The sequence below is a fragment of the Agarivorans sp. JK6 genome (assembly GCF_045277145.1).
Taxonomy (GTDB): domain Bacteria; phylum Pseudomonadota; class Gammaproteobacteria; order Enterobacterales; family Celerinatantimonadaceae; genus Agarivorans; species Agarivorans albus.
This window is the reverse complement of the sequence record NZ_CP113525.1, coordinates 2219570-2233770: the sequence shown is the minus strand read 5'-3', so window position 1 is coordinate 2233770 and position 14201 is coordinate 2219570. Positions and strand designations below refer to the sequence as shown.

Annotated in this window: 4 protein-coding genes; 1 reads left to right on the top strand and 3 read right to left on the bottom strand. The window is 43.3% G+C overall.

What is annotated here, in order from left to right; translation table 11 throughout:
* Positions 1–30 precede the first annotated feature (30 nt).
* The 3 genes from nifK to nifH all read right to left on the bottom strand — a co-directional run bounded on the left by nifK (position 31) and on the right by nifH (position 4059).
* A complete protein-coding gene (gene nifK, locus OV592_RS10345) occupies positions 31–1602 on the bottom strand; it encodes a nitrogenase molybdenum-iron protein subunit beta (RefSeq protein ID WP_338626320.1) in 1572 nt (523 codons plus the stop codon).
* Between the two features lie 90 nt (positions 1603–1692).
* Complete coding sequence (nifD, locus tag OV592_RS10340; RefSeq protein WP_016403297.1) at positions 1693–3138, bottom strand: nitrogenase molybdenum-iron protein alpha chain; 1446 nt, start codon at positions 3136–3138, stop codon at positions 1693–1695.
* Positions 3139–3180: 42 nt separating this feature from the next.
* Positions 3181–4059 (bottom strand): nitrogenase iron protein, encoded by an 879-nt coding sequence (gene nifH, locus OV592_RS10335; protein WP_406611320.1) that lies wholly within the window; start codon positions 4057–4059, stop codon positions 3181–3183.
* Between the two features lie 412 nt (positions 4060–4471).
* On the opposite strand from nifH, the gene OV592_RS10330 reads away from it, so the two are divergent.
* Positions 4472–14197, top strand: a complete 9726-nt coding sequence (locus tag OV592_RS10330) for a hypothetical protein (protein WP_406611319.1) — start codon at positions 4472–4474, stop codon at positions 14195–14197.
* Positions 14198–14201 lie beyond the last annotated feature (4 nt).

Sequence of the window (14201 nt, the reverse complement as noted above, 5' to 3'; positions counted from 1 at the left end):
AGCCCCGGCCGGTCTTGTGGTGGGCAGTGATTAACGTACTAGGTCGAAGCCGTAGTCTGTTTTACCCATTTCACTGGTATCTTGATCAAGTTTTGCCAGCACTTCATTCACTAAGGTGGTAAGCATGTACATGCTGCCTTCGTAGCCTAGTGTGGTGTTGCGGTGTAAATGGTGGCGATCAAAGATAGGGAAGCCTAAGCGAATTAGTGGTACTTCAAACTCTTCACCTTTTGCTTTGGTATCACGCTGAATAAACTTGGCGTAAGAGTTACCAATCATAAAGTCAGGTTTATTGGTAAACACCAACGAGCGGAAGTGCCACAAGTCCTTGCCTACATGGATCTCGGCATTTGCAGTGCTTGGTGACTCAGCAATAAGCGCTTCCATTTTCTTACGCCAACGTTTAGCACCGTTGTTACATAAGATGTGTTTAACTTCACAACCCAATTCTTGTAAGAATTTAGTTAAACCCATTAGGTAATCTGGATCACCATAGATAGAGAAACTCACGCCGTGTAACCAAGTGTGTGAATCGGTCATCATGTCGACTAAACGACCACGCTCTGTGGCTAAGCTTTCTGGAATTTCTTTGCCAGTTAACTCGGCAATTTTAATAAGAAATTCGTCGGTCCAATCTAAGCCCATTGGAATTTGCAATGCAGGAACTTCATGTTTCCAAGTACCTTCCACAAACTTTTTGGTTTTAGTTAGCTGATCAGGCTGCAATAACACTGTTGTAATTGCGTTAGGTGCGTCTTCAAGCTCACTTAGCGGCGTACCACCAGCATACATGCGGTACTCACCATCAGCAGGTGTATCCAACACTTCTGATGGGTCACTAAGTAGGCTGTAATCCACACCCATTTGTTGCATCATTTTGTGAATAACACGGTAGTTGCCTAAGTAGGTTTCAAAACCTGGTATTAGGTTAATTTTGCCGTTACTGCCTACCGTTTTATCGTCCATTTTGTTTAGGGTGAAATAGCGAGCAAAGCCCTCAAACATCCCGTCCCAACCGGTTACATGGCTGCCTACAAAGCTCGGTGTATGAGCAAAAGGTGTAGGTAGTTCTTTAGGAATGTAACCTTCTTCTTTGGCATTGCCGATAAAGGCGTTTAAGTCATCACCAATTACTTCTGCCATACAAGTTGTAGACACAGCAATAACTTCAGGCTTATACAACGCTAAAGAGTTTTGCAGGCCATCAAACATGTTTTTCTGGCCGCCAAATACCGCTGCGTCTTCAGTCATTGAGTCTGATACACAGGCAACAGGCTCTTTGAAGTGGCGGTTAAAATAGGTTCGGAAATAGGCTACACAACCCTGAGAACCATGCACATAAGGCAGAGTTTTCTCGAAACCTAGCGCACACAATACCGAACCTAATGGTTGGCAGGCTTTGGCTGGGTCTACGGTTAGGGTTTTGCGAGAAAAGTTAAGATCTTGGTATTCTTGAGTGGTGGTCCACTCAAATACTTCCTTGATCTTCTCGTCGCTGACACCTTCTTCATGATCGCTACGCTTCCGCGCCATCATGTCTTTATACTCTGGCTGTTCAAACAAGGGGTAGCCAGGTTTTATATCATCTACTTGTTGACTCATTGTATCTCTCCTTTCGCGCCACTCATCTGTGAACTACGAATTGAGTTAATTTTTTAAGCGCTATTGCACTCTTCCTGATCTTGCTAGTACTTAAGCGGCTGCTTTGGCACTCTTCCATGGTGGCGTTAACTTGTCCCAACAAGGGTTGTTTAAGGTCATGTCCATGTCGCGGGCAAAAATAGCGAAGCCATCAAAACCGTGGTACGGACCTGAGTAATCCCAGCTGTGCATTTGACGGAAAGGAATACCCATTTTTTGGAATATGTATTTCTCTTTAACACCCGCACCTATCAAATCAGGCTTGAGTTTGTCGGCAAAAGCTTCTAGCTCGTAACCCGTTACGTCATCGTAAATTAGCGTGGCGTCTTTAACTTCTGGTACAGTTTTGCTGTAGTCATCGTTATGACCAAACTCATAACCAGCACCAACAATTTCCATACCTAAGTCTTCATAGGCACCAATTACATGGCGAGGGCGCAAACCACCTACATAAAGCATCACTTTCTTGCCTTCTAAACGAGGGCGATACTTATCCACCACTGCTTGCCACTGCTCTTTGTATTTGGCGATAACTTCTTCAGCCTTAGCTTGAATTTTCTCGTCAAATTTAGCGGCGATAGCGCGCAATGACTCTTCACACTTGGTAGGACCGAACAAGTTGTACTCCATCCAAGGGATGCCATATTTCTCTTCCATATGACGACAGATGTAGTTCATTGAACGGTAACAGTGCACTAGGTTCATTTTCACTTTTGGCGTGTTTTCTAGCTCTGGTAAAGTACCGTCACCAGACCACTGCGCCACCACTCGAAGACCAATTTCTTCTAACAAAATACGCGAAGACCAAGCGTCACCACCGATGTTGTAATCACCAATAATGGCTACATCGTAGTCGCTAGTAGCAACTTCTTTGTCTTCCGATTTATCTAATACGTAATCACGTAGAGTATCGTTAGCAATGTGGTGACCAAGCGACTGACTCACGCCGCGGAAACCTTCACAACGAACTGGAACAATGGTTTTGCCAATCTCGGCGCCTTTGGTTTTAGCCACGGCTTCGATGTCATCACCAATTAGGCCAACCGGACATTCAGATTGAATCGAGATCCCTTTGGCTAAAGGGAATAACATCTCAATTTCGTCTACCATGGTTGCTAGCTTTTTATCGCCACCAAACACAATGTCACGCTCTTGGAAATCGGAGGTGAAGTTCATGGTGCCAAAGCTATTTACTCCGGTATAACCGGTGTAATAGTTGCGACGGCCAGCACGAGAGTATTGACCACAACCCACTGGACCATGAGAGATATGCACCATATCTTTAATTGGCCCCCACACTACCCCTTTTGAACCTGCATAGGCACAACCGCGGGCAGTCATAACACCAGGAAGTGACTTACGGTTAGCAGTAATACAACTACCACCTTCACTGTCGTTTGCTCCTAGGTGTTTTTGGCGATCTTTTTTGGCTTTTTCTGGATAGACTTCTAACACTTCATCAATCAGTGCTTGAGTCTCTGCTTTTTTATCTGACATTGCTGCCTCCTATAGCATCAATTTACTCACTGAGATAAGTGATTAAGCCGTTGCTTCTTCAGCTACTTGACCAATGATTGATTCGTCTTCTTCATCCATGATGCCGAATTCCATCAACAACTCTTCGAGCTCATCCATAGTTACCGGCGTAGGTACTACAAACATTTTGTTGTCGATGATTTTCTTGGCTAGGGTGCGGTATTCATCTGCTTGATTACATTTAGGGTTGTATTCAATTACTGTCATACGACGAATTTCAGCTTGCTGTACAACGTTGTCACGCGGTACAAAATGAATCATTTGAGTGCCAATTTTTGCTGCTAGCGCTTCAATTAATTCATCTTCACGGTCACATTTACGTGAGTTACAAATAAGACCGGCTAAACGAACACCACCAGTAGCAGCATACTTACAGATACCTTTAGAAATGTTATTCGCTGCGTACATCGCCATCATTTCACCAGATACAACAATGTAGATTTCTTGGGCTTTGTTTTCACGAATAGGCATGGCGAAACCACCACACACCACGTCGCCCAGTACGTCATAAAATACAAAATCTAGCTCGTCTTCATAAGCGCCTTCTTCTTCTAAGAAGTTAATCGCTGTGATTACACCACGACCAGCACAACCAACACCTGGCTCTGGACCACCAGACTCAACACAACGCACACCGCCGTAACCCACTTTAAGTACATCTTCTAATTCGATGTCTTCAACCGAACCCGCTTCCGCTGCCATTTCCATAATGGTGTTTTGCGCTTTTGCATGTAAAATTAGACGTGTTGAATCGGCTTTTGGGTCACAACCAATAATCATCACCTTTTTGCCCGCTTCCGCTAAAGCACCAACTAAGTTTTGAGTAGTGGTAGATTTACCAATACCGCCTTTTCCGTAAATTGCACATTGACGAATAGCCATAACATTTCTTCCTATTAGCTTGATAAACGGTTCCCACTGTAGCTATTGCCAGAACCGTTCCAAACTCCAAAAAATAATATAAGTCATTGTATTTATTAATCATATAACTAATTGATGGCAAGTTTTTGAGTACACAAGACAAACAATTTAGGCCGCAAATGTAGGCTTTGTCGTAAACGGTACGCACAACCTCACTGCGTTTGTTAGTTGCTTAGACACTATTTAGAGGTATAGGAGGGTCAAGAATCTGTGCTAGCAAACAGTAGATTTTTGAAATAAACATCAATCAACAGACAACAAGATGAAGCCTTCAAAGGCTTTCTTAAGTAATTAGTTTACAAATTGCTCAATGTTGAAAAATATGTGCTAAACATAATGTTAGACATATTTTGTTTACTGTAAGGGCTAAAGGATGAAGCCAGTTGTCTACGTTGACATCGAAGGTCAAATTTGGAAAGTCATGGGTGATGGACGTTGGCTCAAGGTAGAGCCAACTGAAATAATCGATAGCAGCATCCCCCTAGTTAAAAATCTAGTGAGTGATGCTGAACAAACCATCGCAGACAGTGAGCTCGACTCCACTGAAACTAATAACAGCCAACTAGATAATCCACCCTTGTACTCTGGGAATACTTCCCCCCTCAGCGGCGAGCAAGTTAGCCAAGGCGCGTCCTTTATCGTTCGTGTACAGCCCACATTAGATGAAACCCTCCCAGAAGCAGGCTTTAATACACAAGCGACAGAGCAAGCTGTAACAAATACCAATCAACAGGGGGCTCAAGCTGACCAAATTCCCCCTTTAAGTAACCAAGCGCAATTAACAGTGAATATTGTTGATGGCGGCGATGGCTACGAAAACCAGTTTGAAGTTCCGGCTGTGCTAATTACCGGCGAGACACCAGATGTAGAAGATGGTCGCATCGTAGTGATTACGCTTACCGATTCTGCTGGGCAAACGCTAACTGTAGAGGCTGTAGTAAGTAACAATAGCTACAGCTACCAAGATCTCGATATTCAATCGCTAAATGAAGGACCGATTGATGTTTACGCTAGCGTGACTGATTACTTTGGGCAGTTTGTCGATGCCAACGACTCTACTATTAAAGATGTAACAGCTATTATTGAAGCGGAAATAGATGGCCAAGGCGACAGTTACGTAAACCAGTATGAACAAGCGATTACTCCCTTATATGGAAATATAATCGGGATAGAGGACAATCAAGTGGTACTGGTGCAAGTTGTTGATGAGTCAGGTCAACAACTCAATTTTACCAGCCAAGTGCTTAACAACAGCTGGAACATCGCCAGCGCCGATTTGACGGCCTTACAAGATGACGTGTTAACCATTAACGTTAGCGCGGTAGACATAGCTGGAAATCCTGCTTCAGCTAGCTCTACAATCATTAAAGATACTCTCGCAAGCTTAACTGCCGATATAGATGGAGTTAACGACAACTATATAAATGCTATAGAGTCCCCTTCTACTTTACTATACGGCCAAGTTGCAGCCGTTGAAGATGGCCAAATAGTTAGTGTTACGGTTACAGACAATAAAGGTGAGCAGCTAAGCTTTCAAACCACGGTTAGTAATAATAGCTGGCAAATCAGTAATGCTGATTTAACACCTTTGGCGGAAGGTAGCTTAACCATTACCGCCAACACCTCTGATATAGCGGGCAATCTAGCGAGTGCTAGCTCATCCATTGTTAAGGACACCTTAGCTAACATCAGCGCAAACATCGATGGCCAAGGCGACAACTACGTAAATGCCGTAGAAGTACCAGCGACACGGTTGTTTGGTGAAATAACTGATGTTGAAGATGGCCAGTTAGTTAATATTCAAATTACCGATATAAATGGTGCAAGCCTTAACCTACAAACTACCATCGCCAACGGACAGTGGTTAATACCTAGCAGCAATCTGAGTAACCTAGCCGATGGGGAACTTAACTTAACTGCATCTACAAGTGATATTGCTGGAAACTCTGTTTTCGCAACCACCAGCATCATCAAAGACACCCAAGCTTCAATTAGCGCTCGTTTTGAAGGAAATGGTGATAACTCGCTCAACCAAGCCGAAGTGGGACAAAGCCTTTTAGAAGGAGAATTGGTTGATGTAGAAGATGGCCAGCCAGTAAACATTACCGTTACCGATAGCTTAGGCACAAGTTTACAATTTACCACTACCTCTCTAAATAACCATTGGCAAGTTGTAGAAAACTTAAGTGGCTTGGCCGACGGTGAATTGCAGTTAACAGTTACAAGTAACGACATTGCCGGCAACCTGGCATCGGCTACTAACGTAATCACCCTAGACACCAGTATCCCCACCATCGATATAGATACTCTAGATGGATTTAGTATCTCTCAATTTAAAGCTGGCGTCCTCACCAGCCTTCAAGGAACTACAAGCGGCGTTGAACCAGGCCAACAAGTAAGCATAACTATTACAGATGGCCCCCGTACTGTTGTTGCCCTAGCCACCGTTGATCAAAACGGTAATTGGCTAACTAACAATATAGATACCAGTGAACTAAATAAGTTGGCTAATTGGATACTGACAACCGAGGTGAGTGATGTAGCTGGAAACAGTACGCAAGATGCCCTACCGCTACTTGCTGAGCCCGACCCTCATAACCTACTAGAAACCGACTTGTATCAAGCTGGTGTATTAGTCACAAACTCCAACGTTAATATTTTCGATGCTCAAGAGATCACTTTTTCCGAACTACAACCTGAGCTGGTAAGTATCCAATCTGGCGGAAGTAACTTAACCATCTTTAATTCAGCCGACAATAAAGTACTCGAAGGCAGAACCACAGATACCAATGAGTTGGTATTTAGATTTAGTGTCTTGGCTGACAATTCCATTCAAACTCTAATTTACAAAGCCTTAGACAATACCCTTGATACCGATGAAACCTTCTTAACACCGGTTATTTCAGCCACTCAATATGATGCAGATGGCACAAGCGAAACCGTACTTACCCCACTCGTAATTTTGGTTAAAGACTCGGTGCCGCAGCTTTTTAACGACTATGCCCAAGTTACCGAGGGTGATAGCGTTTTTGGTAATGTTATTGCCAACGACTATAGCTTGGATGGCGAGCTCAAGGTTAACCAAGTCACTGTTGATGGTGTGACTAAAGATGTTGGAATTGTGCCTGCGGTATTCATTACTGAGCAAGGGTATCTATTGGTTGATAACTCAGGTTATTGGTTATTTGTTGCTAACCGAAATTTAGATCATCAACAAGCACAAGAATTGCGCTTTGATTATCAAGCTATCGACAGCTCCGGTGACACAGCCTCCGCGCACAATAACATTGTGATAAGCGATGGTTCACAAGGCAGCTTTGTTAATGATTTTAAATACAATACCGAAGGTAGTCTTAGTGACTCGCCCAACGTGTTCACAGAAAGCTTTACTATTAAACCAGGTAGCGACAGCCCAGATCCTGATAGCGTTAAGTTTAGTGAAGCGACACTGGTTGATTTAGAATCATTAGCGCTGACTAGTGGTAATAGTTTAATAGACCTTAGCTACAGCCTGAGTGATGACGGCAAAACCATAAGCGCAGAAGTACCGTTTATTGGCTTGGTTTTTACTCTTAGTTTAAGCGCAAACGCGAATGGCGATGAGGTAAATGGCACTACAACGCTAACCATGTTTGATAGCATCAATCAGTTTAGTAGCAGTGATTTAAGCTTTATTAAGCTCACTATTTTGTCTAGCGACTTAGACGGCACCGCAAACGAACCTGGCTTAATTGACTGGGTACTAGCCGACGGGACTGACCCGCAATTAACCAATAATGAAAGCCTAAACTTAAGTGAAGCGGAGTTAAACTTAGGCACAGTTACAGCCAGTGGCAGTATAGATTTAACTATTGGTAGTGATGCGATTGACGAGTTGTTTTTCGATAATCAGCAAACGGCAATGACCAGTGGTGGAGAAAGCCTCTCATTTGCAGTGAGCCCTAGTGGCAATACCCTAACAGCCTATACTGATGACGTTAATGATCCAGTATTCACTATAGTCATTGACGATCTAACCGATGCTCATCAGAGTCAAACACTAGGCTATGAATTTTCTCTGTATAAAGGGCTAGACCAAAACAACGGTAGCCATTTCCCTATTAAGATAAATGTACGGGATAGCGATAATGACACCCAATCACTAGCGCTTGATATAACTGTAACTGACAGTGATGACATTGCGGTCACCGTAGGAGACTTACAAGTAAGCGAAACACCGCGTGATCCAGACACAACGCTCACTATCAATTCAACCGCCACAACCACCGTTTCGGTAACCGCTAATCAAGACCCAATAGAAAAGCTGTTCCTTGATATCACCAACTGTAGCCCAGTTTTAGATAGCTTAGGCAATACCATCAGTCAAAATGGCCAAGCCTTAAGCTGGCAAGATAATGCTAATGGCACTTACGATGCTGTTTATGGCAATACAGTAGTATTCAGCCTTAGCTTACCCGACGACTTTGAGTTAGCCGCCAATAGTTCTATTGACGTAGAGTTAACACTTAACCTGTACAGCGCTATTGATCATTTAGATTCATCGCAAGATCATGCTCTGTCACTTAGCCTACCAATAAGTGCCACCGATACCGATGGCACTTGCATTGCTGCTAGTTCAATAGTCACAATTTATGATGGTAGAGACCCCAAAATTGAAACCGCGGGGCAAATTGATGTAAATGAATCCAATTTAGCCAATGGCAACATTGCAAGTGGCATTTCTACAGTTAGCCCAACCATTAAAGTAAGCGCTGGTAGCGATGAGATCACAGACATTCTTTTAGATACAGCAGCATTTAATGCCTTAGGTATTCAATCTGGAGGAAGACCTGTCAATCTAGCGGCTGCAAATAACGACGGTTGGTACATAGCAACAAACGATCTAGCAGAGCCAATATTTCAAATAAAAATAAATACTGATGGCAGCACCGAATTTGAGCTTTACGCAGCCTTAGATCATCCCGATGGTAACGGCGAAAACTTACTAGCGCTAGATTTTGTCGCTACTGCTATAGACGCAGATAATGATGTTAGTGCAAGTACAAACTTTAGTGTCTCTGTTACCGACGATACGCCCCAAAGTGAAAACCGCAGCTTAGATTTAGTTGAAGGCGAAAGTTTTAGCACCCAGTTACTTAATGAAACAGTTAGCGGCAGCGACGGGGCTAGTATTGTTAGCTTCAATTATATGGGCACTAACTACGCTATAGCAGCGAACAGCTCTGTGACCATAGACTTACTAAATCCAAATTTGTTGAGCGAAGTTTACGGTGAACTAACCCTACACGCCAATGGCGAACTGGTTCTAACAACAGAATCCAATGTCACTGAATCTCCAGCATTGCTTGATTCCATTTCCTACGTAGTAGAAGACAATGACGGCGACCAAGTAACTAGCACAGCCACCTTAAATCTAGGCGATTCTCCAGGGGTAATTAGAACCGAAAACGCAGAAACAACAGAAGATAACAGCGTTACTTTATCTATTGAAGTTCGCCCCGGCGATACCGACCAAAATGAAGCCGTTACCAATATTATAATCGACGAAACGTCGTTAAATGGCGGTAGCCTATTTCTTGGAAATACCTTATTGGTTGCTAGTGGTGGCTTGATTACCATCACCGACTTGCAGTTTAACGGCAATGTCGCTAAACCCAATGGAGTATTAAGCTATCAACCAGCCGAAAACGAGTCCAACACCACCAGCTCAGTATCCTTAGCGATTAGTTCTACCATTTCTACCCTTTCCGGTGACCGCGTGATCAGCAGCAATCTGGAGGTATCTGTTTTACCTGTAGCAGACACGCCAACTTGGAGTGGGTCATCACAATATACATACAACATGGTTGAAGACGACGATAGCAACCAAACCCTCGACATTACAGCTAACTTAGTCGATTCAATAGATGGTTCAGAAACACTTAGCTATCAATTTGCAGATTTACCCGACGGGCTTCAACTTAGTTTAAATGGCAACCCGGTAACCGAAAACAAAAGTTATAACCAAAACCAACTAGACCAAATAGCAGTAAAAGCCGATAACAACTTGGCAGGCCAATTCACCTTCACTTTAATTGCCATAGCAACCGAAGCTGGCAATGCATTTGCCGCTGCAAGCGATCAAACAGCTCAAACAAGCCAAACAGTAACGATTAATGTTCAACCAGAAGCTGATTTACCTAGCCTTTCAGTGAGAAACATTAAAGGTTTAGAAGATCAAGCCATTAACCTAAGTGACGTGATAGCAGGCCAACTAAATGATACTGATGGTTCAGAGACCTTAAGCTACAAAATTGTAGTACAAGACGGCTGGCAAGTATCTGGTGGTTCTACAGTATTGAGTAGCCCAAACACCTACCTTGTGCAAGCTAATGAACTTGATGCTGGCATAGTGAGTTTAATACCCAAGCCAGATATAAGCTCCTTTACAGAGAGCTTAACGCTGAGTGTAACCGCAATTGCTAGCGAATCTAGCATCGACGGTCTCGTTCCCTCTCCTGTCACTGCGGAAAGCTCTGCTCAAATCATCACAGTATCACTGACAGGTGTCGTTGATACCCCAACAGTAGCCGACGCAGGTGCCGGTAACTGGGCTATCGACCAAGCAAATAATGTAATAAGCAATCAAGCTAGCTTTAATGAAGATCAGTTATTCGCCTTAGACTTTGAGTTCTCAACTTCAGACGATGACGCCTCAGAGAACATCAACTTACTCATAACCAATCTGCCCGACAACATACGCTTAGTTGATAGCCTAGGTAATCCCTACTCATTAGAAGTGGTGGGGAAAGACCCAATAACAGGTGCAATATATCAAGTAAACAATAGTATTCTGTCACAGCTATTTGTAAAAACCGATGATGACTTTAGTGGTGAATTAAGCTTCGATATTAAAGCTATTTCTACTGAGCCCGATGGCGACAGCGGTGAATTTGAATACACCGTAAACATAGAAGTATCTCCGGTGGTAGATGAAAACGATGGCGCTAGTTTATTCACCCAAGCAGTAGAAGACCGAAATGTTTCATTAAATCTGATGCCTCCGTTAAGCGCAGATAGTGATGGTAGTGAAACTATCACTGCATACACCATCACTAGTTTACCCAGTGACTTACATTTATTTATCGATGGCGTCCCAGCATTGGTTCCGCCAGGAGGATTAGACTTAAGCACTTTGTTTGATCCTAACACCACTAACTTAGCCAACTTTTTGTCTAGCGGACAATTAACTATTCGAGCTGACGCTGATCTTAGTGGCGACTTTACTATTCCAATTAGTTACCAAATAGTTGATACCTCGCCAACTGGCGCTACCGATACTAAGAATCTCACTGCAAATCTGCAGATAGACGTGGCAGGCAGAGTTGAACTGGATACGCGTTTAGAGGCAATCACAAGCCCCTTAGAAAGCAACGACGGAAGCGCTATCTCACTAGATGGTAGCGTGCTTTTTGTTGATTCAGATTTAGATGGTTCTGAATACTTAGACTACATAGAAATCGTAATCCCAGAAGGTGAGTTTTTTCAGGTAGAACACCCTAACGGGGCAATAATGGGAGCCAACAACAATTGGATTATTCCGGCAAACGGATTAACCAGTGATTCTGTGGCAGAAACCGCGGCAGACATTTTGGCTGGAGCAAGCTTATACAGTGCGCTGAATACTGATCAAGTCACTATTACAATTAGAGCAAGGGTGATAGATGATGAAGATGCACGCTACATTTCAGCCCCACTGCAAGTTCAAGTAAGCGGTCATTCTGGTGGAGACACAGTACCTTGTACTCCTTCAGCTCCCGGAGATTTATCCAATTCAATCGTTGATGCTAACGAAGGGCAAGACATAGACGTAAGCGGCCATTTAAATGGCGATATCGCCAATGACCCTAGCGACGTGATTTCATTTTACATATCTGTAGACGATTTACCCGAAGGCGTGGAGCTAGAAGGTGCAGAAATATATCCCGAATACAACGCATTAGGAAACGTTACCGGCTATACAATTTCGGCTAGTGCCATCGAAACGATGACAATAACTGGCTTAGATGAAGATTACGCTGGCCAATTAGACATTCCTGTTACGGTGATCGTAACTGATACCTGTACTGGGGATAGCATCTCCGAGCAGCAAGCAATCAGTATTTTAGTACAGCCCATCGTCGACGACATATCCCTCACCATTAGTAACAACGTCATCCAAGAAGATACAAGTACAAACCTCAATATGGCTTTTGTTTTGGGCGACTCGAATATACCAGGTGAAGGTATAGAAACCGTGAATAGCCTAATCTTTACTGTTCCAGCTAATAGCAGTTTTATTGGTGACTCAGCAATCATAACTAATAACGGAGACGACACTTGGACAGTCATAGATCCATCTAGGTTAAATGAAATTGAGTTTAGACCACCCAACAATTTTAGTGGCCAACTTACCATAGACATATCAGCCAACATCACTGATTCAGCCGATGGCCTGCTGGATACCCAAACCAAAAACACCAGCTTAACGATAGAAGTTCAACCAGTTGCCGATCAAGTTCTGCTAGCAGCCATTAACAGCAGCGGAGATGAAGACAGCTATATTCAATTAGATGGTTTAGCCGCCCACCAAATTGACTTAGACGGCTCAGAAACTGCGTCGTTAAGTATTCACGGCGTGCCAGAAGGAGCTGTACTCAGCTATTTTGATGGCAGTAACTATCATCTACTACAAAACAACGGTGCTGATGGCGGAAGCTTCAATGGCGCTCCAACGCATGCCTGGGGTGTAGACAGTAGCCAATTATCTGAAATCTACATACTGCCACCTCTCGATTTTAGCGGCGACATTCCGCTGATATTCGAAGCCATAAGCCTAGAAACTGCAAACAATGATTTTAAAGTAAGTACTCAAGACTTTGTGGTGGGTGTTAATCCGGTCGGTGATGATAGTCAATTCTTCGAAGTGCCAGAAAGCTTAAGCTCTGACGAGGGCATAGCCATCGACATCCCACTTAATATAAGCAGTTTTGAAACTGATAGTAATGAACAGATATTGGTTGGCCTAGAGGTTAATAACAGTTCTGATGCTTCAGCTCTAACGGGGTTAGATCGCATTGTTATTAATGGCCAACAAGCGCATTTTGTTTATAACGGTTCAGGCTACATTGCTTCACTGCTGATTAATGCGGCTTCAGTGACAAGTTTACAACTGTATGCCGGAGACGCATTTGGCCAATTAGATGTAACACTTTTCTCCCAAACCAAAGATAGTGCATTTGTACTAGGTAGCGAAGTGAGTGATTTAGGCAATGTAACCACAGAAAACCTAACGATTAACATCAGCCCCCTGCCCGATCCTCCCATTGTAGAACTGCAGTATTCCCATATTTATGCTGAGCAAAGTGGCGATATTCCTCTAGGAATAAGTATGGATTTAATTAATCCAGCCGTTGGAGAGGAAGGCAAAATAACTATTTCCGGGATCCCCGATGGCATAGAAATAGCTGGCCAAGCGGGCAATAACGGCCAGCTAGAATTTATGATGAATGAAGTTGCAGATCTAGCCATTACAGGCGGTCAAAACTCAGCAACCAATTTCACATTACTAATCGACAGTTCGGCTACGCTAGAAGACAACAAAGCTGAGGGTATTAGCCAAGAACTCAAAATATCACTAAGCCCTGTTGGCGATAATACTTTAGATGGCGGAATTCAACAGGATCTAATTATTGGCGGTGCCGGTAACGACCTACTATCAGGCGGATTAAATAACGATGTTTTTGCTTTTAGAACAGAAGATCTTGGCAGCACTGGCAATCCAAATCTCGATACCATTAGCGATTTTAACGCGGCAGAAAAAGCAGATGCCATAGACCTGAGCAGTATTTTGCATGGCTTAGGCGTTAACAACGGAAGTAGCGCCGAAACATACATTCAGCTTAGCGAACAATCAGGCTCGACCCTGTTAGAAGTAAAACCTGACACCACAAACGTCACCCAAAGTATCCAGTTATCGGGCGTGAGTTTGGATGAACTTTACAAAGGCGACGCTAGCCTTGCAGACCAATCAGATTTACTTCAAAAAATGATTGATGACCAAAACCTAATAGTGAGTTAAAAAC